Source organism: Sphingobacterium bambusae, assembly GCF_033955345.1.
GTDB lineage: Bacteria > Bacteroidota > Bacteroidia > Sphingobacteriales > Sphingobacteriaceae > Sphingobacterium > Sphingobacterium bambusae.
The window spans coordinates 1,427,337-1,450,154 of record NZ_CP138332.1; the positions used below are offsets into that span (position 1 = coordinate 1,427,337).

Sequence of the window (22,818 nt, forward strand, 5' to 3'; positions counted from 1 at the left end):
CTTTTAATAAAACTTAAACACAATACACATGAAAAAAATTCTATTAGCCTTTTTATTAGGTACGGCTACGCTAGCAGTTGGCACAAGCTGTACGAAAGAGTATTATGATACAGTGGTTCCGAGTATTACAATGGTTTACTCACGTGATGCGAATCAATGGCAAAATGTCCAAAATTCGACAACTAGCAAATTTGTCCCGCTAAGCGTGCCGGAGCTAACGGATTACTATGTGAAACAAGGTATAGTTAACGTCGCTATTTCTTTTGATAATGAAAGTAATTACAACACGTTACCAGCAACAATCGATGGGGTCTCATATAACTATGAATATACCGCTGGGTCTTTGACTGTATTTGCGCAAGATCCACTTCTTGAAGAAGGCATCAATGTGCCAGTACCACAGCGGGCATTCTTTAAAATATCACTTACCGAAGCAGATTTTGTTGAGTAAAAAATAAAAAAGAGGCTTTAGTTTGAACTAAAGCCTCTTTTTTTATCCTTCGATAAGCTCCTGCGCATGCTTCAGTGCTGATTCCCCCGGGTTTGCACCGCTCAACATCTGCGCCACTTCTAGCACGCGTTCTTGCGGTTCCAGCAGAACAATATTCGTGCGCGTTTTCTCCGTATCATCCACCTTGTATACTTTGAAGTGAGCAGATCCTTTGGAGGCGATCTGCGGTAAGTGACTAATAGCTAGCACCTGCATATTACTGGAAAGACGTTCCATGATTTGACCTACCTTTAAGGCTACCTCTCCCGATATACCGGTATCAATCTCATCAAAAATAATGGTTGGCAATGCCGAACGACTGGCTACCAAGGATTTTATCGCCAACATGACCCGAGAAAGCTCACCGCCCGATGCTACGCGATGTATAGCTTGCAATGCCTGCCCCTTGTTGGCCGAGAACAAAAATTGCACTTCATCTCCGCCCGTAGTCTTGTAGCGTTCTACCGGAAGCTCGGTCAGGCTGACGCTCAGTTGGGCATTTCCCATCCCGACCTCAGACAACAAAGACTGTACGTATTCCTGTACCTCCCCTTGCACCGACACACGTGATTCATGCAAACGGCTACCTTCTTCTTTCAGCAGTAGCAGGCTATCCGCCACCTCTTTTTGCAATTGTGCCACTTTTTCTTCCCTATTCGCTACCGCAAAGATCTTTTGCTCCAATTCATTTTGTAGATCCAATAATGCAGCAACGGTATCAACACGATGTTTTTTCTGCAAGTTGTACAGCAGACTCAAGCGCTCGTTGGCCACGGCCAAACGATTTTCATCCATATGCACCTCCTGCCCTAACATCTGCACTTCCTGTGCAATATCTTTAATCTCTATCTGTGCGCTCTGTAAGCGTTCGGTCAAAGTCGCAACGGAGGGTAAATAACGCTGCACGGTTTGCAGATGCTGTAGCACTTCCTTGATTGCTTGATTAACGGAAAGCTCTTGCTCATCCAACAGATGCGATGCGCCAAACAGCCCTCGTTTGATTTCCTCGGCATTTTCCAGCTGATTAACTTCCTCCTCCAGCTGCTCCTGCTCCCCAAGTTGCAATTGGGCTTGTTGCAATTCATCAAATTGAAACTGGTTAAAGTCCAGCTCGGCATTGGTGCTCGCAATCTCGTTCTGCAACTGTTCTAGCTGAGCAAGCTGATCCTTGTATTGGCGCAATGCGGCGCGGTATGCCTCAAGCACATCCTGGTTTTTCGCCATGCTATCGAGCACCATCAATTGAAACCGCTCCGTATTTAACTGTAGAGTTGCATGCTGGGAATGAATATCAATAAGCAATTCGCCCAAGGCTTTCAACACGTTCAGGGTGACCGGCGAATCATTGACAAAAGCGCGGGATTTACCATCCACCGCGATCTCTCTTCGAATGATCGTTTCCGCCTCATACTCCAAATCGTTTTCCTCGAAAAAGGGCTTTAAGTTGTAGGCATCAAGCTTGAAATAGCCTTCGATTACGCACTTTTGATCGTCGCGAAAGAAGTGCTTTCCCTCTACTCGATTTCCCAGAATCAAGCCCAAAGCGCCCATAATAATGGACTTTCCCGCTCCCGTCTCTCCTGTAATGATATTCAGGCCGGCATCAAATTGAATATCTAAATTTTCAATCAGTGCATAGTTCCTGATAAATAGTCTCGTCAGCATAATTCTTTTATTTTTTCAAAAGCTCGTACTTCGTCGTATTGCTCGGATCAAGTGAAACCAAGGTATTGAAAACACGTGCACCTTCATTTCCGGGCAATTTGCTATAAACGCCTACCAGCTCATCCGCTTTGGCGGCAAACAATACTGAAGTCAGCACGTTACCGGTGTTGTTACGATCGACTTCCAGCAGCTTAGCCAAAAGGGAAACCATGGTTTGTCTTGCCTTCGTTTCATCTTGGCTCATTCTGTCCAGGCCATTAATATGGTATTCGTAGGCAAATTCCCGATAGGGTTGATAACGTCTATCCAATAGATTATTGATTAGCCAATATCTATTCACCAACGATTCCATTGATCGCCAACCTTCTTCCGGATTTCCCTGTGCCGTATTAAGTATAGTGCGCGCTGCATTTAAATATTTGTTTCCTGCGTACATCTTGAAGGTATCACAATCCATACCAACAATAATATTAGCATAAAATGCCAGCAAAGATGATAGTCCATTAAGATTGCTGTTTTCATTAAAATCCAGCTGCTCGCCCTCCACATACGAAAAATTGAAATTGCGGTCGTTGTAGGCTAAAATTGTGGTACTGTAATTTGTTCCGTATACCGGCCTGTAGGAAAACACTTGCGCCGAAGCCTTGTAATTTTTAGAGCCGTCCCATTCGGAAATGGTAATCAAAATAGCACCATCTATCCGTTCTCGGGGATCGATTTTCAGGTCGGTCCAAGATCGGTTATTAAGGAAATCCTGCACGACCTTTTTCAACATATCCAAAGCCCTTTTATTGGTATTCTGCACTTGTGGAGACTGTATTTCGACACGCATGTTCAGTTCCTGCGCCCGAGAAGGGGCAAAGAACAAACAACAGAAAAGGAATAGCAGACATATTCTCATGCGGACCATATTAAGCTATCAAATATAATTAATTCAGGGAGCATCGGAAATGCTGCAGTCGCAGTTTATCAAATAAAAATAATAAGTTTGCAAGCGATGGCAGATTTTTCCAAACAACTGAGCAAATATATGCCTGCTGCAGCAGCTCCCATTATTTCCACGTGGATCAACGACACGGGCTGCCAGTTTCGTATCGCTCGAAGCCGAAGAACGAAATTGGGCGACTACACGGCGCCTTTTCGAGGAGCGCCCCACCGAATATCCATCAACCATGATCTCAATCCTTACGCTTTTCTGATCACGACCATCCACGAATTTGCGCACCTGCGAACCTGGCAACGGTATAAAAACAAAGTGAAGCCCCACGGTGTGGAATGGAAATCCAGCTACAAGGAATTGATGTACCCTTTCTTACAACTGTCCATATTCCCGTCTGATATCTTGTTGGCTATTGCTCGGTACATGGATAATCCCGCCGCATCCAGTTGTACAGATCTGCACCTCTATCGTACCTTGAAAGGCTATGATAAGGCAAGTGAAAAGGGACTGACAACCGTCGAAGACATTGAAGAGAATAGTATTTTTGTGCTTAACGACGGTCGTGTGTTTCAAAAAAAGGAAAAATTAAGAAAGCGCTACAAATGTGTGGAATTAGCGACAAAAAAGATATACCTATTCCATCCAATAGCCGAAGTTGTAGTCCTACCGGAATACAACAGTATGAGCCCAGAAGGACTTCATCCGTAAATTTTCAATATAACCTAGCAACCAACATGAAGAAAACACTATTTCTTTTATCTGGCGCCCTGCCCCTCCTGTTCTCTTGCCAGCAGCAAGACGGGAAATTTGACGCGACGCAGCTTGACAGCACTGCCATGGCAGCCATTAGTGAAGAAAGTTACAGCAACTATGTAAAAACGCTTTCGTCAGATAACTTCTTGGGAAGGAAGCCCTTTACCAAAGGGGACACCTTAACCGTCAACTACATTGAAGAACAGTTTAAAGCCCTCGGCTTGGACCCCGGCAACAAAGGCAGCTACTTTCAAGAGGTGCCGATGGTAGAAACGGCATCCATGCCCTTGCAAAAAAGCCTAACATTTCAAGGAAAATCAGGTTCTTTTTCGGCCGCCTACCTCGAGGACTACGTAATCGGCAGTCGTCGACTGGATGAGCAAATCAATATACCGGCCTCCGAACTGGTATTTGTTGGTTTCGGCATTGTAGCGCCCGAATTTGGATGGAACGACTATGAAGGTATCGACGTAAAAGGCAAAACAGTGGTCGCCCTAGTGAGCGATCCTGGCCATTACGACAAAAACCTCTTCAAGGCGGATACCATGACCTACTATGGCCGTTGGACTTACAAATATGAGGAAGCTGCCCGTCAAGGTGCAGCAGGCGTGCTGCTCATCCACGACACCGAAGCGGCGAGCTACGGTTGGAATGTCGTGCGTAGCGGTTGGTCGGGGCCACAACTGAGCCTCGTGGAAAACACCAGTGCCGCAAAGGCTACCTCATTCGAAGGATGGATAAGCAGTGCCACTGCTGCCAAGCTATTTGCCTTAGCCGGACAACCTAAAGATATACAAGACCAAGCTAAAAGAAAAGGGTTTAAGCCTGTTCCTTTGAACGTGAACACCTCGGTACAGCTAAAAAACAATATTCGCAAATCTAGCTCGAACAATGTTATAGCCCAGATACCGGGAAGCAAGCGTGCCGATGAAACCATCATCTACACCGCACATTGGGATCATTTGGGCATTGGAGAGGCCGTAGACGGCGACTCTATCTATAACGGTGCTATTGACAATGCTGCAGGCGTTTCGGCCTTGTTCGAAATAGCAAAAGCATTCAAAGCAGCTAAAATTCAGCCCGAGCGCACGATTGTTTTTCTAGCCGTCACCGCAGAAGAAGAGGGCTTGTTAGGCTCCGACTATTATGCCCAAAACCCCGTTTTTCCATTAAATAAAACGGTTGCCAACCTCAATATGGATGCTTTTAGTGCAGCGGGGGCTACACGTGATGTATCTATCGTTGGCCGTGGTCAAACGGAAATAGAGGATTATGTGGAACGCTCAGCAGCCAAGTTTAGCCGTATTGTCAAAGGAGAAGGCAATCCCTCATCTGGTGGCTTCTACCGCTCGGATCATTTCAATTTTGTGAAGGTAGGTGTGCCGGGACTGTTCATGGGTAGTGGTAGCGAGCTAATCTCGGCAGATTCTACGGCAAATGCAACACGAAAAGAGGCGCTAGCGGGCCGCTATCATACAGTGGCCGACGAAGTGGATGACCATTGGGACTTTGGCGGCATCCTGCAAGATATCCGTCTATTTTTCGACATTGGCTACACAATGAGTATGGAGAAAACATTTCCTACATTCAAAAAGCAGTCAGAATTTAAAGAAATAAGCGACAAGCGACTTGCAAAATAGTACCTTTGTCAGGGCAAGTTCAAATTTGCCGCACAGCGGAACACCTCACGGACGGAAGCTGTATTTTAGAGAAGAGATAATGTACAAATTTTAATTTAAGTTAACAGGAATGAAACATTTACATTCGACCCTGGCAGTAGTGTTATTGCTAGCTTTAGTGATTGCGATCGTGATTACCCTTTCAAACTATTTAGGAAACAAACCTTACAACCGTAAAATAGCGTTAATAGGTTTTATTTCTTCCCACCTGCAATTGCTTGTCGGATTGATCATATACTTTGTATCGCCGCTGGGTATACAGGCATTTTCTGGTGAGAACATGAAGAATAGCTTGTCGCGCCTTTATTTTTTGGAGCACCCCTTGATGATGATCTTGGCTATCGTATTGATTAGTGTGGGCTATATCAAATCCAAAAAGATCGCAGACGCAAAAAAAGCAAACAAAACAGTCTTGATTTTTTATATCCTCGGATTGATCCTTATTTTATCTAGAATTCCTTGGAGCACCTGGTCATTGATCAACGGCTAGAGGATATTTTATTTATTAAGAAGCTCAAGTTTTTCAACTTGGGCTTTTTTATTGGCTTAGCTCCACTTTGGCAGTATCTGTTGCAGCTGGAATGACCACCTTTATCGCTAGCTAGAAACTCTATATCGCCTGTCAGGAACCGTTACTTTTGACTAGTTGGGTTTTATGATTCGAGGGCACTATATAAAACAAAAGAAGGTGCCTTACTAGACACCTTCCCATTTTATGTATATTTTCTAGAAAAACTAATCTCTATTTTTACCAAATCCCAAGATTCCGAAAACCACTTTGAATGCGATGATCGTAGCAACAATCATAGCGACGTTAGCGATCAACGAAAACATAAACGTAAATTGATCTAAAGCGGGAAGAACATCAGGAACAAATCTAATGAATACTCCAACTAAACCAATCACAATAGCAACCGTAAGTGTAACGTAATACTCTGTACGATTCGCGTTATTATCTGTTTTTTTGGCTGGTCTTTGCGACGCTGTATTTTCCATATCCGTGTAATCTTTTTTAACTAGGGCAAATGTACGGAAGAAATACCCAAATGTCAAAAATAAAAACTTAAAAGTCCGTCGCATGAAGCTCTTTAGAGGATGTGAACGGGAACTTTCTTGCAGGAGGTGGATGGACCTTTTATCCCCTGCGGAGAAAAAGTATTGGTCTTAAAACAGCCAAATTTTAATTATTATTGTAGCAAGAATCGTGAAATCGTGAAGCAAATACTTTATATAGCCCTTATCTCGTTGGCCTCAACGATGCTTGCTGCGGCACAACCGCAACGTATCGCAAATTTTATTGTAAAAGAAAACTTGACGCAAAACGGAAAGCTGGCCATCATAGCTGTCGATAGTGCAGAACAGCCCTTAGAAAATATCAACGGCACCTTTGTTTTTGAACTAAATGGTTTTCAGCAAGATCTATCCTTTCATGACGGGGTCGCTGTTGTGAAACATCCCCTAGCCTCTTCTACCTTTGTATTTTTTAAGCATAAAAACCAAGACGATTCTATCGGAAAACTATACTACATCCATAAATCCGAGCGAGCGTTAAAGCCTTTTAAGATCTATGGCCTCTTGCTCTTGATCATTCCCGCCGCCTTGCTACTTATAGGTTATCTTTTTAAACGCTTTCTAACGGTGCTTGTGGTGCTGGCATTAGTATATGCCTATTTTAATTATTCGAAAGGATTAGACCTAAGCAAGATCATCGAAAGTATCTTTATCGCTATCAAAGGATTGATTTAAAAAGGAAGTCCTACACTAAAGTTGTATTGGATAAAATTATAGCGATCGGGTCGGCGGGTCTCATAAAAAGCCTGCTTAAATTCCCGAGCGTTAAAAAATTCTTTAATGACCCACTGTTTGCTACCAGCAAACTGGGGATCTTTCAATTTAAGTCCGGCATCGAGACGAATAATAAAGTAATCCATATCTAGGCGTAGTCCGAATCCGGTACCCAATGCAATCTGGGACAAAAACCGATCTGCTTTGAAAGTTCCTTCTCCGGAAGGAGCAAATTCATTGTCGCGCAACAGCCAAATATTCCCCGCATCCAAGAAGGTAGCTCCATTCAATTTGGCGCCTAAAAACTTGTTGAGCAATCGAAAACGATATTCCGCATTCGCTTCCAGCTTGACCTCGCCCAGCTGATCGAGGTTCCGCAAGTTCAATCTTAATTGTTCAGTTAAACCGCTGCGATCATAATTTCCGGGTCCCAGCGTGCGCGCCTGCCAAGCTCGAATGCCGTTCATACCACCACCGTAAAAGCTTTTTTCAAAAATCAGCAGTTCGGAATTGTTACCATACGGCACGGCCACACCACCATTAAAACGAAAAACAAATTGCCTATTTCCCGACAAGTGTTTATACCAACGATAGTCCAACTCAGCCTTCGCATACTGCAGGTAAGGCACACCGAACAATTGCTTCTCTCCATCGTTGGATGTGGTGAAATGAAATAGATTGCCTGCTAGCCCCAGAAGGTTACCACTGCTTTCGAGCCCCACGCGGAAGTAGTTGAAATTCTCCAAGCGCAAAAGCCGTTTGGCATTATAGGTAAACGCATATTGCGCGCCTAGGCCAAAATACTCGCGGTTGTTACTCTGAATATAAAGTTGGTATCCCTCCTCTTCCAATCGGCGTGCAAAATCGGCATTGAGGCGTCCCTGTCGGTACTCGATGGAGACGGGCGTCAAACTATGCTGTGAATTTACGCCACTATACCAAATGTAATTTAAAGTATTGGTGAAGTAACGATTCGCATACGTACCATCCTGCTGAAAGAGCTGTACCGTGCTGGAAAATGTGGTGCGCGGCAGCCCATAGGTTCCCGAGCTAGAATTCTCAAAAGGCGTCATCAGTCGAGGGACTATGAGGTTTACCCCAACCTGAAAATCGTTGTTGAAAATCTTACTGGCCAAACTGCCGTCCAAACGCGGGTCGAACAGCACACCATATCGTAACTTTACTTCCAATTGCTCAGCTCCGCCGAAGACATTGCGATGGGAAAATGTATTTCCCACATTAAAACCACTCATCCCCGAACTAAACGTAAACTCACCTTCCACTTGGTTGGCCATAACAGGTCGCGGTGTCAGTTCATACCGCACATGCAGCCGGTTGGAATCTACTTTTTGGTAGTTGATCTTAATATTTCGAAAACCGTTAGTTTCATAAAGCCTATCGTAGGCTTGGTTTTCTTTCTTCATGTTGTAGCGCATACCAGAGCGTACATACATATACTGCGCTAAGGGCCGAAGTCTAAAGCGGCCCGTTTCGTCGTGGTATTGAATAGATAAGGTAGAATCCCGATAGCTCTTTGGTTTCCCATTTCCAAATTGTCCGTAAGGCAGCCTTACGGTGGCAAACACACTATCGACATAGTACACCACATGCTTTGTACTATCCGTAGGATCCTGTATAGACAACTGTAGATCCGCCTGTTTGGAAACCTTGTTGGTATCGATCCCCACCCGCATGTATTGCCTCAAGTATTCGTAGTAACCATATTCCTTCAGTTTATTGTACATCGCTTCTCTTTCATCCAGCAGATCTGCGCTATCAAATTGCTTTCCCGGTTTAGCCTTTGCAAAAGGAAGAACCTCTGTTCGGTAAACCTTCTCGATGGCTGGATCTGCGACTTGCTGGGTGATGCTGCCGTAAAGAAAGGGTTGGCCCAATTCCACATCAAACTGCACGGCCGCCTTTTTCTTTTTCACCAGTGCCTGAGGTACCACTGTTGCATTAAAATAGCCTTTCGTCTGTAAGAAACGATTGATTTGCTTAGCGGAAAGGTCGACCAGCGAAGAATCCAAGATATGCGGAGGCTCACCAACGTTACGTATACCATCGCGCTTATAGGCGCCATCCTTCGTGTTGAACACATTATATATGCTGAGATTTAACCGGGAATTTGGCCTTACTTCGGTGGATACATAGGCTGCTGCACTTTCTTTGAGTGCGGGCGTTACCCCTTCAATACTGACCTTGGTGACCAGTGCTTGATCTTCATTCAAGTATCTCGCGGAACGGCACGATGCTAAAATTAGCAACAAAAGCGTTATACTTGCAAAAGCAAAAAAAATATCTTTTTTAATCATCAAGCAATGTTATCAAAAGCACAAATCAGTTTAATAACGTCATTGCAGCACAAAAAATTTCGCAAACAACATGGTCTTTTTATAGTGGAAGGCTTGAAATCGGTTTCGGAGTTTATCTCCTCCGATTACCAGCTCCATAGTCTTTTTGCCACCGCGGAAGCTCAGGCAAAAATGGACAATTTACAGCAGAATATAAAATGTATAACCGTCAGTGCCTCCGAATTGCAGAAAATATCGCTATTAAACAATCCGCAAGGTGTGGTGGCCCTGTTCAATTTGCCCGAGCAGCATACGCTCGACTGGATCCACATACGGCAACAGCATAGCTTACTATTGGACGACATACAGGATCCAGGAAATCTAGGAACCATCATCCGAACGGCAGAATGGTTCGGTATACGGCATATCATATGTTCCGTAGGTACCGTCGACGCCTACAACCCAAAGGTGGTACAGGCAACGATGGGCTCGCTCTCCCGAGTAGCAATTACCTACACCGATCTCTCAGATTTTATCTCTACCGCCGACCTGCCTACTTATGGGGCATTGCTCGATGGGAATTCGATTTACGAAACCGATTTTGGAGAAGCCGGCCTGATTATGATGGGCAACGAGGGCAACGGGATAAGCAAGCCGCTGCTATCGGCAATTGACCATGCGGTAACCATACCACGTATCGGGAAGGCCGAATCGTTGAATGTTGCGGTAGCTACGACGATTTTTTGTTCTGAATTGGCGCGTCAACGGTTGGAAAGAAAGTAATGGTCGATCAAACAAAATCCATCTATACATTCCCTTTTGCTCTACTCTGCCTTAGCTCCCTGCTATTCTCGGCAAGCTTCAATATGATTATTCCTGAGCTCCCTAGCCATTTGAGCAAAATGGGAGGCGGTGAACACAAAGGGCTGATCATCGCTTTGTTTACCCTCACGGCGGGTATTTCACGGCCCTTTAGCGGCAAACTGACCGACCGTTGGGGGCGCGTGCCCGTGATGGCCGTGGGATCTATCGTCTGCTTCGTGTGTGGATTTCTCTACCCGGTGATCAGCTCGGTCGCTTTTTTCTTTCTCTTGCGCTTGGTGCATGGTTTCTCCACTGGATTCAAACCCACGGCCACCTCGGCTTATGTAGCCGATATCATTCCGCAGAACCGATGGGGCGAAGCACTCGGCATGCATGGATTATGCTTCAGCATTGGGGGCGCCATAGGTCCCGCCATAGGAAGCTTCATTGCGCAAAACTATGGGATCAACCCCATGTTTTACAGTTCTTCCCTTTTCGCAGTACTCTCCATAGTCATCGTGATCAATATGCGGGAAACGTTGCAGGACAAACAGTCCTTCTCCTTGTCGATGCTTAAGATAAAGCGTGATGAAGTATTAGAATGGCGTGTGATTCCTGCAGCGGTAGTGACGCTCCTCTCCTATACAGGATATGGTGTCATATTGACCTTAATCCCCGACTGGAGCGATCATTTAGGGATCGGCAATAAAGGTCTCTTTTTTACCGCCTACACCTTATCATCCATCATGATTCGATTTATTTCCGGCAAGGTGGCCGATCGTTATGGACGCATTAAGGTGATGATAGTCGGCCTGTTCATCGTGGCGCTAGCCGTGCTTCTGATCGGATTGGGAAGCTCGGTGGACGGATTGATTATCGGTGCCGTGATCTATGGTATAGGCACGGGCGTATTGTCGCCGGCCGTCAACGCTTGGACGATAGATCTGAGTTTGCCGCAACATCGCGGCAAGGCGATGGCCACGATGTACATCGCGCTGGAAATCGGTATCGGTGGTGGTGCGCTGTTGGCGGGCTATGTATATGCCGACCACCTCGAGCGTATTCCGCACATCTTTATGGTCAACAGCTTTATTATCCTACTTGCTTTTTTCTACGTTATCCTCTGGAATCGCAAAAACAAAAGGATCACTTAACTGTTTAATAAAAAAACAATTATTCATGGAGAATAACTCAAAAAAATTTCCCTACGCGCTCGATCTGGCCTCGAGTTTGCTTGCCTTAGCGTTGTTGTTAGGGTTCATGTACGCTACCCAAACAGTTCTTATACCACTTCTTTTTTCCATACTGATTGCCATCTCCCTTTACCCCTTGGCACGCTTATTTGAAAGACTTCGCTTGGGCAAAGCAACATCTGCCATATTATCGGTCGTCGTAGCAATCGCCTTTCTTTATTTTATCGGTTGGTTTATTGTTCACCAAAGTATTATCATCGGAAAAGACGCCTCCGCGATTACTGCTAAAGTGATGTCGGTGTTAGATCGCGCCCAACGTTGGGTGGAAACTACTTTTAACGTGCAACGTAACACCATGATGGATCAATTGCGCGATCAGGGAGATAAGATGATGTCCAATGCCGGAGCCATGGCTTCCGCTACTTTCGGATCGATCGGTAACATACTTGCCGGCACGGTGTTGGTGCCACTATTTAGCTTTTTCCTGCTGTATTATCGCGACTTCTTTAGGGAGTTCTTTTTCAAGGCTTTCAAAAGCACCTCCCAATCCAAAGTACATGAAACATTGAATAAAATTTACACGGTCGTGCAAAGCTACTTGCTTGGTTTAGTAACGGTGATGGGTATTGTGGCGGTCTTGAACACCATTGGTCTCATGGTAATGGGCATTGAATATGCCTGGTTCTTTGGCACCTTAGCATCTTTGTTGATGCTGCTTCCCTATATCGGTATTGCAATAGGCTCGATTTTACCCGCATTGTTTGCGTTGGCCGTAAAAGACAGCGCTTGGTATGCGGTGGGTGTTATTGCATGGTTTCAAATGGTTCAGTTTTTGGAAGGAAACATTATCACGCCAAATATTGTCGGCAGTAAGGTCAGCATCAATCCCTTGATGGCCATCATTGCCATCTTATTGGGAGGCATGCTTTTCGGTCTTTCTGGATTAATTCTAGCACTACCGCTCACGGCAACTATCAAAGTATTATTTGATGCCATCCCTTCTATGCAGGCCTTCGGATTCCTTATTGGCGAACCGGAAAAGGAGCACCTGAAAATTAACGCTACACAAGAACTCCTGATAAAATGGGGAATCGTGCGTAAGCCCAAAATGGAAACAAAAGTGAAGATCGACATAGATATCGAAACCGATGATACCGTGCCTACCACAACGATGCGCTATAAGGAAATCCACGAATCAGCAGATAATCCCTACGAAGCGTTACCAAAGGAAAAAGACAACGAACAAGAAAAAAATCCTGACTAGTTCAGGATTTTAAACACCAGTTCTCGCAGGATGTCGCCACTATCTGTAAAAGGGCCAACATCCATACCTTTGGTTTTTAAGTCATATGCACTGAGCTGATGGATGATATCGAAGGTTTTCCGACGGTTGAAATTACGGGCAGCTCCTTCATACTCCTTGAGAAAGAAAGTATGTACGCCCAATTGCTTAGCCGCTACCTGCGGAGATTTATCTGGCAGGTAGTGGTATTTTAAAATCTTCGTAAAATAAGTCCCCAAGTTGCCAATGACCATCGGCAAGGGATTCGATTTCGGATTAGCCACAAAGTAATCCACAATTTGGATCGCTTTGACCACATTGCGCTTTGCGAGTGCCGACTGCAGTTCAAATACGTTAAAATCTTTACTGATTCCAATATTTTGCTCGATATGTAGGGCTTGTATTTCCTGCTCCTTAGGCACATTTAACAAAAGCTTATCAATCTCATTCGCGATCTTGGAGAGATCCGTCCCCAAGTAGTCAGCCATCATAGCTGCAGCTTGCGGGTGTATCGCCCTGTTAGAAGTTCGAAATTGATCAACGATCCATTCCCCCACTTTGTTGTCGTAAAGTTTGGCAGATTCGACCACGGTTCCTGTCTTTTCAAAAGCTTTATAGATCTTTTTGCGCTTATCAAACTTAGCATATTTGTAGGCGATGACGAGGATGGTACTCGGCGTTGGACGCTCCACATACTTGAGCAGCAATTCTTCTTCCGACTTCCATTTCAAATCCTGCGCTTCCTTAATGATAATCAATTGATGATCGCTCATCATCGGATATCGTTTGGCCGCATTGACGATGTTCACAATGCTACTATCCTTGCCGTATAGCACGGTTTGATCAAATCCCTTCTGAGCATCGCTCAACACCTCTTTTTCCAGCGCATCACTAATCAAATCAATATAATAGGATTCGTCGCCGTGCAACAGATAGACCACGCTGAACTTTCTCTTTTTTATATCGGTAAGGATCGCATTCACATTCATAGCAGACGAAAATACGAATTTAAATGGGATTGTCCGCCGCCCAACAATTTTGTTGAGAGCGGAAATAATTGTATTTTTGCTCATGTTTGAGCCCATTCCGCTAAATTTACCACCCTATTTATCAAAAATCACACAAAAGGAAAGTAAGCTCTTTATTTTTGACGAGCTGCGAAAAAAGGATCTAGTGTTGACACCAGAAGAATGGGTAAGGCAGCACTGGATACACTATCTGCACAACCACAAACAGTACCCTAAAGCGTTGATGCAAATTGAAGGGGGCTTGAAACTGAACAGTCTCCAAAAACGAAGCGATTTATTGATATACAACAATGCGGGCGAGAAGATACTTTTGGCAGAGTTTAAGGCGCCAACTGTCAAAATTACCGAAAGCGTTTTCCAGCAAATAGCCAACTACAACAGCATCCATCGGATACCCTTACTTTTGGTTAGCAATGGCATGGAGCACTATTATTGCAAGATAGACTTTGTAGAGAACAATTTTTATTTTTTACAGGAACTGCCAAATTATAATTCGGCGCTTAATTTGTAGTAGAGATTAAAATTATAGTTTTATATTAGTCTTTTAGAAAAGGAAAAAACATTAGCGATGAACATAGATAAAAACGAATTCAGAAAATATGCCATTCAACATCACCGTATCGGCAGCCAACATGTAGACGGTTACATCTCCCGTGTTCAGCAAAACATGCCGACCAACCTCACGCCTTACATTATTGAAGAGCGTCAGATGAATGTAGCCCAAATGGACGTATTCTCCCGTTTAATGATGGACAGAATCATCTTCTTGGGGGATGGCATCAACGATCAGGTAGCAAATATTGTACAAGCACAATTGCTTTTCTTACAATCTACCGACGCACAACGTGACATTCAAATTTACATTAACTCTCCAGGAGGAAGTGTATATGCCGGTTTAGGCATATATGATACGATGCAATATATTTCGCCTGATGTGGCTACTATCTGTACCGGTATTGCTGCTTCTATGGGTGCGGTGTTATTGGTGGCAGGAGCTAAAGGTAAAAGAGCTGCATTGCGTCATTCACGTGTGATGATTCACCAGCCTTCAGGCGGAGCACAGGGTGTTGCTTCCGACATGGAGATCAACTTGCGTGAAATGTTGAAATTAAAAGAAGAATTATATACCATTATTTCTGAGCATTCGGGACAGTCTTATGAATGGGTAGAAAAATCATCGGATCGCGATTATTGGATGAAAGCGGCCGAAGCGAAAGAATTTGGTATGATTGATGAGGTATTACTACCGAAAAAAGACGTAAAATAACAAATTAATCAATGAGTAAGGTTAATAACAGAGATATCCGTTGCTCTTTCTGCGGCATCAGCAAAAATGATGCGCAGATGCTTATTGCGGGTGACGGCGCTCATATTTGTGATCGATGTGTTACGCAAGCTGGCGAGATCCTTGCCGAGGAGCTTAAGCAGCGCAAGAGTAAGTCCTTGCAGACCACGTTGAAGCTGGTGCGCCCCATGGAGATCAAGCAACACCTTGACCAATATGTAATCGGGCAGGATGACGCGAAAAAGGTCATATCAGTTTCCGTGTACAACCACTACAAAAGGCTTAACCAAAAGGTAGACAAAGACGAAATCGAGATTGAAAAATCAAATTTGATTATTGTTGGCGAAACCGGGACAGGTAAGACCTTATTGGCAAAAACGGTAGCCAAGATCCTTAACGTACCTTTCTGTATTGTTGATGCGACGGTCTTAACAGAAGCAGGATATGTTGGGGAAGACGTGGAAAGTATTCTTACTCGCTTGTTGCAAGCGGCGGATTACGATGTGGCAGCAGCTGAACGCGGCATCATTTACATCGATGAGATCGATAAGATAGCACGTAAGAGCGACAATCCATCCATCACGCGTGATGTATCAGGCGAAGGTGTACAACAGGCATTATTGAAGATCTTGGAGGGCACCAATGTCAACGTTCCACCTCAAGGTGGACGTAAGCATCCTGATCAGAAGATGATTTCCGTAAACACTAGCAACATCCTCTTTATCTGTGGTGGTGCTTTTGACGGTATACAAAAGAAAATTGCAAACCGTTTACGTACGCAGACGGTGGGTTACAAGATGAAGGAAGATGAAGAAGATATCGATCTTACGAATCTATATAAGTATATCACGCCACAGGATCTGAAAAACTTCGGGCTTATCCCGGAATTGATCGGACGCTTACCGGTATTGACTTACCTGAACCCGTTAGACAAGGAAACACTGTTGAGTATATTGACAGAGCCGAAGAATGCGCTGATTAAACAATATATGAAACTATTCCAATATGAAGGTGTAGAACTGGTCTTTGACGAGGAGGTCTACAGCTTTATCGTGGATAAAGCTTGGGAGTTTAAACTTGGTGCCCGTGGCCTGCGAAGTATTTGCGAGGCGATTATGCTGGATGCGATGTTCGAAATACCATCCACCAAGGAAGACAGCGGCGAGAAAACCTTCCACATCAATTTGGACTATGCCAAAAAGAAGTTTGCTAAATCAGACATCAAAAAGCTACAAGTTGCATAAGAAACAAAATCCCTCAGCCTGCTGAGGGATTTTTTGTATAATAAAGGGCTAGAAAGAATGGCCCTATGGTTTCATAAAAACAATATATATGACAAAAAAGAAAACAGTAGAAACGCCCATCACGCCGGGATTAAAATCAAAGAAAGACATTGTGAACAACTGGTTGCCCCGCTACACCGGCTGCCCACTGGAAGAGTTTGAACCTTATGTGCTATTGACCAATTTTTCGAAATACCTGAAGATGTTCTCGGAAATGAACGACAATGCCCCCATCTATGGTGAAGACAAAGCGATGCAGGCCTGCACGGCAGGCGGAATAACTATCATCAACTTTGGTATCGGTAGCCCCATGGCCGCAACAATCATGGATCTTCTTTCGGCCATCAACCCAAAAGCCGTTTTATTTTTGGGGAAAACAGGCGGTCTGAAGAAAAAGATTCCCGTAGGCGAACTGATTCTTCCTATTGCAGCTATCCGCGGCGAAGGTACATCCAATGACTACTTTCCGCAAGAAGTTCCTTCCCTTCCTTCCTTTGCTCTACAGAAAGCTATTTCAACGACGATTCGAGACTATTCTAGAGACTATTGGACGGGAACGGTATATACCACCAATCGCCGCGTGTGGGAACACGACAAGGCCTTTAAAAAATACCTCCGCTCTATTCGCGCGATGGCGGTAGATATGGAGACAGCAACCATTTTTAGTGTTGGCTTTTCAAACAAAATTCCTACGGGTGCGTTATTATTGGTATCCGATCAGCCGATGGTACCGGAGGGCGTAAAAACTTCCGAGAGTGACTTGGCGGTAACGGCAAAATACGTGGAAACACACCTGAACATCGGTATCGATGCATTAAAACAACTCATCAATAACGGATTGACGGTGAAACATCTGAAATTTTAAAAAGAGCTATACCGCGGATAGCTCGATACATTCGTCGTATGTGGTATAACAACATCTTGGAAACCATTGGCAATACGCCTTTAGTCAAACTCAACAAAGTAACGAAGCATCTGCAGGGAACCATTCTGGCAAAGATCGAAACTACCAATCCGGGAAATTCGATCAAAGATAGAATGGCTATCAAGATGATTGAGGATGCGGAAAAATCGGGTTTGCTCAAACCTGGAGGAACGATTATCGAGGGCACTTCAGGTAATACCGGAATGGGCTTGGCCATGGCGGCGGTGGTAAAGGGTTACCGTTGTATCTTCACAACGACGGATAAACAGTCTAAAGAAAAAATCGATGCGCTGCGCGCCTTCGGCGCGGAGGTAATCGTATGCCCAACGAATGTGGCACCGGAAGATCCCCGATCATATTATTCGGTTTCTAGCCGCTTGGAAAAAGAAGTGCCTAATGCCTGGAAGGCCAATCAGTATGACAACCCTTCCAATGCGCAGGCACATTATGAACAAACGGGTCCCGAGATATGGGAACAAACTGCAGGGAAGATTACCCATTTGGTCGTCGGGGTAGGCACTGGAGGAACGATATCGGGTGCAGCTCGGTATCTACGCGAAAAAAATCCGTCCATTAAAGTTTGGGGAATCGATACCTATGGCTCCGTATTTAAAAAATATAAGGAAACGGGCATACTCGATAAAAACGAAATATATCCGTACATCACCGAAGGTATTGGTGAAGATTTTTTGCCCGCCAATGTAGACTTTTCCGTGATTGATCACTTTGAGAAAGTGACCGATAAAGACGCAGCACTGATGACGCGGGAGATTGCACGTCAAGAAGGTATATTTGCTGGAAACTCGGCAGGCTCAGCGATTGCCGGATTGCTACAGCTGGGGCATTCTCTAGCGGCGGACGATCTCGTTGTGGTGATCTTTCATGATCACGGATCCCGCTACATGGGCAAGATGTATAACGAAGATTGGCTGCGCGAACGCGGCTTCTTGCAGGATAAAAAGCTAACGGCCAAAGCAATCTTAGCAAAACGTGGTCATCAGGATACCGTTACTGCCGATGTGCAGCACAGCATCATGGAAACGTTTAATCTCATGAAAGCGTTAAATATTTCCCAGATCCCCGTAACGCAGCAAGGGATGGTGATCAGCAAGGTAACGGAATCGGACATCTTGAATGCGCTCTTAGACAATGCAGCCTTAAAATCTGCTCCTGTGGAAACCATTGCGAGCAAAGGCTTTCCTTTTGTTGACCTTAACACTTCTATCGATAAGATTTCGACCCTAATCGACAAAGATAACCAAGCCGTATTGGTAGAAGATCAGTCAGGAAAAATAAATATCATTACACAGTACGATATTATCAATGCTATTTCCGAGATTTAGTCGTTATACCATACAGCAGAAGCTGTATACCAAATTAAATCTGCACATATATGGAAAGAAACAGTAAACTTAAACGGTTTGAATACTGGATTAAAGCAAGAATCGGTAAAATAGCCTTTATTGACATCGAACATCGTATCGCTAAACGATGGTATGGTAGCGACTATGGAGGTTTCTATGTACACCCCGATGTGCTCCACCAAGATTCCATTGTTTACTCTTTCGGTATCGGTCAGGATGTATCATTTGACAAGGCTATTATACAAGCCCACCAGTGTCAGGTATTTGGTTTTGACCCCACGCCTAAATCTATCACTTGGATAGGCGAGCAGCAATTGCCGAAACAGTTTCATTTCTATCCGGTTGGTTTAGGCACGAAAACAGAAGAAGTAAAATTTCATCTCCCCAAAAATAAGGACCATGTATCAGGCAGCGTTTTTGACCACAAGCTGGTCAGTGAGGAAGATTATGTTGCTGTTCCCTTAAAAAGCTTTGCAGACATCCTTCTGGATACAGGACACCAAGCTATCGATGTATTGAAAATGGATATTGAGGGCTCGGAGTATGTAGTAATTGAAAGTATATTGCAGGCAGGTATCCCAATCAAGCAATTGTTGTTAGAAACGCATGAACGCTTCTTCGAAGATGGCCGCGAAAAGGGCGAACGTTTTTTTCAAACGCTCTATGACCATGGCTACCGGATATTCGCCATTTCGGACACCTATCAGGAAATATCGTTGATTAAAGTATAAAGCAAGAAACTCGGACAACCTGTAGAAAAACCAGATTTAACGAAAAGCTTAATCGTCGCTAGGCTCGACTTCTTGGATAACGTATACATCTTCGTTATCCTTTTTCATTTTATAACGCTCCCGTGCGATACGCTGTATCTCGCTAGGATTGTACTGTGCGTTTTTAATAGATTTCTCCATTTGCCCAATCTCGGTTTCATAAAAAGCCTTTTCTGTTTCTAGCTTGATTTTTTCTTGCTGGTAGGCAAATTGCGTACTGACATCATAACGATCAAAGAAACACATCCAAACGACAAAAGCCGCCCCTGCAATCAGATACTTGTTTCGGATAAGTGTTAGAAATCGTTCCATACAACAAAGTTAATCATATCTCCTTAAACTTACGTAGAATTTCGCTCACTTTCTACTCCTGTACGGATCATACATATTGTCGCGCAAGAAAATAAGCATATCGATACATCAAACATAATAAAGTTTAATCAACCGTAATATAGCTAAAAAGTAAGGCGTCCCTAGCAATCTATCATAAATGATAAACTGTAGGGACGCCTTTTTTTATACAATGACGTTGATCAATTATTTCTTGATCGCGTATTTAAAGTTTTTGCCGATGAAACGAGCGTTCACACCCAATTCTTCTTCGATACGCAATAGCTGGTTGTATTTAGCCATACGATCAGAACGCGAAGCAGAACCTGTTTTGATCTGTCCACAGTTCAATGCTACTGCTAAATCAGCAATGGTTGCATCTTCTGTTTCACCAGAACGGTGAGACATCACTGAGGTATAACCAGAGTTCTGTGCTAGTGTAACCGCGTTGATTGTTTCAGTCAATGAGCCAATTTGGTTCACTTTTACCAAAATAGAGTTTGCTGTATCGTTATCAATACCTTGTTGTAAGCGTTTTGTGTTTGTTACGAACAAATCATCACCAACAAGCTGCACGCGATCGCCGATTTTTTCGGTCAATGTTTTCCAACCAGCCCAGTCGTCTTCTGCCATACCATCTTCAATAGAGATGATCGGGTATTTCTCTGTCAATTCAGCAAGGTAAGAAGCTTGCTCTTCGCTAGAACGGATAGCACCTTTATCACCTTCGAATTTAGCATAGTTGTAGCTACCGTCTTTGTAGAATTCAGAAGAAGCACAGTCTAAAGCTAAACAGATATCTTGACCAGGTGTGTAACCAGCAGTTTCGATTGCTTTCAACACCGTGTCCAACGCATCTTCCGTACCATCGAAAGTTGGAGCGAAACCACCTTCGTCACCTACAGCAGTAGATAGGTTTCTGTCGTGAAGAAGTTTTTTCAAGGTATGGAACACCTCAGTTCCCCAACGCAATGCTTCCGAAAATGAAGGAGCGCCAACAGGCATAATCATAAATTCTTGGAAAGCGATAGGCGCATCGGAGTGAGAACCACCATTGATGATGTTCATCATCGGAATAGGCAACGTGTTTGCGTTCACACCACCGATATAACGGTACAACGGTTGGTGAGACTCTTGTGCTGCAGCTTTAGCCACGGCTAAAGAAACGCCAAGAATAGCGTTAGCGCCCAATACACCTTTGTTTTCCGATCCGTCTAAATCGATCATGATTTTGTCGATCGTGTTTTGCTCGAAAACATCAACGCCTTTCAAGGCTTCCGCGATTGTTGTATTAACGTTGTCAACAGCCTTCAAAACACCTTTACCCAAGTATTTTGATTTATCGCCATCACGTAATTCAACAGCTTCGTGAATACCTGTAGAAGCTCCAGAAGGAACCGCTGCACGTCCAACAAATCCATTTTGAGTGGTTACATCTACTTCGATCGTAGGATTACCGCGCGAATCAAGAATCTGACGCGCATGAACATCAATAATTAAACTCATTTTTTTATTTTGTCTTTTTCAATTTCCCAACTTAGTGTATAATCAACACTAAGATAGCATTTATACTTAGTATATTCAAACTTACCTAAAATTTACCTACAATTATATTTTCCGTAAAAATTGTCTGTAGGACTATGATTGAGAAGGCACAATCTGTCGCTTCGCCGTTGTGAATCAACATCACAAAAAAAGACCAAACACGCGTTTGGCCTTTTATATAAAATTTATGCTTTGATCATAGCAATGAAGTCATCGAACAGGTAGCGCGAATCATGCGGGCCTGGAGAAGACTCTGGGTGATATTGCACCGAGAAAGCTTTCTTGCCTTTCAACCGAATACCTTCAATCGAGTTATCGTTTAGGTTGACATGTGTCACCTCTACTTTGTCCGACTTTTCAATATCTTCAGCCACCACGCTGAAACCATGGTTTTGCGAAGTAATCTCGCAACGGTTAGAAATGATATTCTTTACCGGATGGTTGATTCCACGATGCCCATTGTGCATCTTTTGTGTACGAATGCCATTTGCCAAAGCGAGCATCTGGTGTCCTAGACATATACCGAACATCGGTTTTTCTGCTTCAACAATCTCCTTGATTGTTTCGATAGCGTAAACTATGGCTGCCGGATCGCCAGGGCCATTAGAGATAAAATAACCATCAGGGTTCCATGCCTCCATCTCTTGGAAGGTTGTTTTGGCAGGAAATACCTTTGCATACACCTGGCGTGCATCAAAATTGCGTAAGATGTTTTTCTTAATTCCTAAGTCCAATACAGCGACACGTGTAGGCGCATTCTCTTCCCCATAAAAGTAAGGCTCTTTAGTAGAAACAACAGACGAGAGCTCAAGACCTTCCATGGAAGGAACTTCCGCCAATTGTGCTTTAAGCGACTCCACATCTAGGTTTTCAGAAGAGATAATGGCATTCATGGCACCTTTATCGCGGATATGACGCACCAATGAACGGGTGTCTATATCAGAAATACCCACTAAATTTTGCTCCTCAAAATAGGTCTGAATGGATGAATCCGCCATTTGACGGCTATAGTTGATATTGTAGTTTTTACATACCAAACCGGCAATTTGTATCTTGTCCGATTCGGTATCATCCTCGTCGATACCGTAATTACCAATATGCGCATTGGTGGTTACCATAATCTGTCCGTAGTAGGACGGATCTGTAAAAATCTCTTGATAACCTGTTGTACCTGTATTATAACAGATCTCACCTGTTGTCGTTCCAATTTTCCCGGCAGCCTTGCCATGATAAACCGTTCCGTCTTCAAGCACCAAAATGGCTGGTAATTTACTGTAGTTGGTCATTCTTGTATTTTAAAGTATTGTGTTATTAATGATAAATCTGCAGATATAAAAAAAGCCCAACTGGGCTAAAATAAAATCAAATATCCTGTAAATCAATGTAAACATTGACCATTTGCT

22 protein-coding genes are annotated in these 22,818 nt (G+C 43.9%); 14 read left to right on the forward strand and 8 right to left on the reverse strand.

Going from position 1 to position 22,818, the window contains the following annotated elements; translation table 11 throughout:
- Nucleotides 1-28 precede the first annotated feature (28 nt).
- Nucleotides 29-451: a hypothetical protein gene (locus SCB77_RS06075; protein WP_320185537.1), complete on the forward strand. Its 423-nt coding sequence runs from the start codon at nt 29-31 to the stop codon at nt 449-451.
- Between the two features lie 42 nt (nt 452-493).
- Here the strand turns inward: SCB77_RS06075 and recN are convergent, their stop codons facing one another.
- Nucleotides 494-2,155: a DNA repair protein RecN gene (recN, locus tag SCB77_RS06080; RefSeq protein ID WP_320185538.1), complete on the reverse strand. Its 1,662-nt coding sequence runs from the start codon at nt 2,153-2,155 to the stop codon at nt 494-496.
- A 7-nt stretch (nt 2,156-2,162) separates the two neighbouring features.
- Nucleotides 2,163-3,056 (reverse strand): type IX secretion system protein PorD, encoded by an 894-nt coding sequence (gene porD, locus SCB77_RS06085; RefSeq protein WP_320185539.1) that lies wholly within the window; start codon nt 3,054-3,056, stop codon nt 2,163-2,165.
- A 96-nt stretch (nt 3,057-3,152) separates the two neighbouring features.
- Between porD and SCB77_RS06090 the strand changes: the two genes are divergently transcribed.
- From SCB77_RS06090 to SCB77_RS06100, 3 genes are all read left to right on the forward strand, one after another.
- Nucleotides 3,153-3,803, forward strand: a complete 651-nt coding sequence (locus SCB77_RS06090) for a sprT domain-containing protein (protein ID WP_320185540.1) — start codon at nt 3,153-3,155, stop codon at nt 3,801-3,803.
- Between the two features lie 26 nt (nt 3,804-3,829).
- Entirely contained in the window at nt 3,830-5,488 is a 1,659-nt protein-coding gene (locus tag SCB77_RS06095) for a M28 family metallopeptidase (RefSeq protein WP_320185541.1), read from the forward strand.
- Between the two features lie 109 nt (nt 5,489-5,597).
- Nucleotides 5,598-6,017, forward strand: a complete 420-nt coding sequence (locus SCB77_RS06100) for a hypothetical protein (RefSeq protein ID WP_320185542.1) — start codon at nt 5,598-5,600, stop codon at nt 6,015-6,017.
- 245 nt (nt 6,018-6,262) lie between these two features.
- On the opposite strand, the gene SCB77_RS06105 is transcribed toward SCB77_RS06100, so the two are convergent.
- The gene (locus SCB77_RS06105; RefSeq protein ID WP_320185543.1) at nt 6,263-6,523 is read right to left on the reverse strand and encodes a hypothetical protein; all 261 of its coding nucleotides are present in this window, start codon (nt 6,521-6,523) and stop codon (nt 6,263-6,265) included.
- A gap of 216 nt (nt 6,524-6,739) precedes the next feature.
- Here SCB77_RS06105 and SCB77_RS06110 point away from each other — a divergent pair, with 216 nt between their 5' ends.
- Entirely contained in the window at nt 6,740-7,273 is a 534-nt protein-coding gene (locus SCB77_RS06110) for a hypothetical protein (RefSeq protein ID WP_320185544.1), read from the forward strand.
- Here the strand turns inward: SCB77_RS06110 and tamL are convergent.
- Nucleotides 7,270-9,627 carry a translocation and assembly module lipoprotein TamL gene (tamL, locus tag SCB77_RS06115; protein ID WP_452654013.1) on the reverse strand — a complete coding sequence of 786 codons (2,358 nt, stop codon included), beginning with the start codon at nt 9,625-9,627 and terminating at the stop codon, nt 7,270-7,272. The two genes, SCB77_RS06110 and tamL, sit on opposite strands and share 4 nt — an antisense overlap.
- 6 nt (nt 9,628-9,633) lie before the next feature.
- Here tamL and SCB77_RS06120 point away from each other — a divergent pair, with 6 nt between their 5' ends.
- The 3 genes from SCB77_RS06120 to SCB77_RS06130 are packed head-to-tail and all read left to right on the forward strand — an operon-like array spanning nt 9,634 to nt 12,867.
- On the forward strand, nt 9,634-10,389 hold the full coding sequence (locus SCB77_RS06120; RefSeq protein ID WP_320185546.1) for a TrmH family RNA methyltransferase: 756 nt from the start codon (nt 9,634-9,636) through the stop codon (nt 10,387-10,389).
- On the forward strand, nt 10,389-11,564 hold the full coding sequence (locus tag SCB77_RS06125) for an MFS transporter (RefSeq protein WP_320185547.1): 1,176 nt from the start codon (nt 10,389-10,391) through the stop codon (nt 11,562-11,564). The genes SCB77_RS06120 and SCB77_RS06125 overlap by 1 nt, the downstream gene beginning before the upstream one ends.
- Nucleotides 11,565-11,589: 25 nt before the next feature.
- Nucleotides 11,590-12,867 carry an AI-2E family transporter gene (locus tag SCB77_RS06130; RefSeq protein WP_320185548.1) on the forward strand — a complete coding sequence of 426 codons (1,278 nt, stop codon included), beginning with the start codon at nt 11,590-11,592 and terminating at the stop codon, nt 12,865-12,867.
- Here the strand turns inward: SCB77_RS06130 and holA are convergent.
- The gene (gene holA / locus SCB77_RS06135; protein WP_320186610.1) at nt 12,864-13,874 is read right to left on the reverse strand and encodes a DNA polymerase III subunit delta; all 1,011 of its coding nucleotides are present in this window, start codon (nt 13,872-13,874) and stop codon (nt 12,864-12,866) included. The genes SCB77_RS06130 and holA overlap by 4 nt on opposite strands.
- Nucleotides 13,875-13,956: 82 nt before the next feature.
- On the opposite strand from holA, the gene SCB77_RS06140 reads away from it, so the two are divergent.
- The 6 genes from SCB77_RS06140 to SCB77_RS06165 all read left to right on the forward strand — a co-directional run bounded on the left by SCB77_RS06140 (nt 13,957) and on the right by SCB77_RS06165 (nt 19,501).
- The gene (locus tag SCB77_RS06140) at nt 13,957-14,424 is read left to right on the forward strand and encodes a type I restriction enzyme HsdR N-terminal domain-containing protein (protein WP_320185549.1); all 468 of its coding nucleotides are present in this window, start codon (nt 13,957-13,959) and stop codon (nt 14,422-14,424) included.
- Between the two features lie 57 nt (nt 14,425-14,481).
- A complete protein-coding gene (gene clpP / locus SCB77_RS06145) occupies nt 14,482-15,180 on the forward strand; it encodes an ATP-dependent Clp endopeptidase proteolytic subunit ClpP (RefSeq protein ID WP_320185550.1) in 699 nt (232 codons plus the stop codon).
- A gap of 11 nt (nt 15,181-15,191) precedes the next feature.
- The gene (gene clpX, locus SCB77_RS06150; protein ID WP_320185551.1) at nt 15,192-16,442 is read left to right on the forward strand and encodes an ATP-dependent Clp protease ATP-binding subunit ClpX; all 1,251 of its coding nucleotides are present in this window, start codon (nt 15,192-15,194) and stop codon (nt 16,440-16,442) included.
- A gap of 88 nt (nt 16,443-16,530) precedes the next feature.
- Nucleotides 16,531-17,346, forward strand: coding sequence for an AMP nucleosidase (locus tag SCB77_RS06155; RefSeq protein WP_320185552.1), 816 nt, complete (start codon nt 16,531-16,533; stop codon nt 17,344-17,346).
- 38 nt (nt 17,347-17,384) lie between these two features.
- Nucleotides 17,385-18,749 carry a pyridoxal-phosphate dependent enzyme gene (locus SCB77_RS06160; protein WP_320185553.1) on the forward strand — a complete coding sequence of 455 codons (1,365 nt, stop codon included), beginning with the start codon at nt 17,385-17,387 and terminating at the stop codon, nt 18,747-18,749.
- 50 nt (nt 18,750-18,799) lie between these two features.
- Nucleotides 18,800-19,501, forward strand: a complete 702-nt coding sequence (locus SCB77_RS06165) for an FkbM family methyltransferase (protein ID WP_320185554.1) — start codon at nt 18,800-18,802, stop codon at nt 19,499-19,501.
- Between the two features lie 48 nt (nt 19,502-19,549).
- On the opposite strand, the gene SCB77_RS06170 is transcribed toward SCB77_RS06165, so the two are convergent.
- The 3 genes from SCB77_RS06170 to carA all read right to left on the reverse strand — a co-directional run bounded on the left by SCB77_RS06170 (nt 19,550) and on the right by carA (nt 22,701).
- Entirely contained in the window at nt 19,550-19,852 is a 303-nt protein-coding gene (locus SCB77_RS06170) for an FtsB family cell division protein (protein WP_320185555.1), read from the reverse strand.
- A gap of 225 nt (nt 19,853-20,077) precedes the next feature.
- Nucleotides 20,078-21,376 carry a phosphopyruvate hydratase gene (gene eno / locus SCB77_RS06175; protein WP_320185556.1) on the reverse strand — a complete coding sequence of 433 codons (1,299 nt, stop codon included), beginning with the start codon at nt 21,374-21,376 and terminating at the stop codon, nt 20,078-20,080.
- A gap of 224 nt (nt 21,377-21,600) precedes the next feature.
- The gene (gene carA / locus SCB77_RS06180; protein ID WP_320185557.1) at nt 21,601-22,701 is read right to left on the reverse strand and encodes a glutamine-hydrolyzing carbamoyl-phosphate synthase small subunit; all 1,101 of its coding nucleotides are present in this window, start codon (nt 22,699-22,701) and stop codon (nt 21,601-21,603) included.
- Between the last annotated feature and the right edge of the window lie 117 nt (nt 22,702-22,818).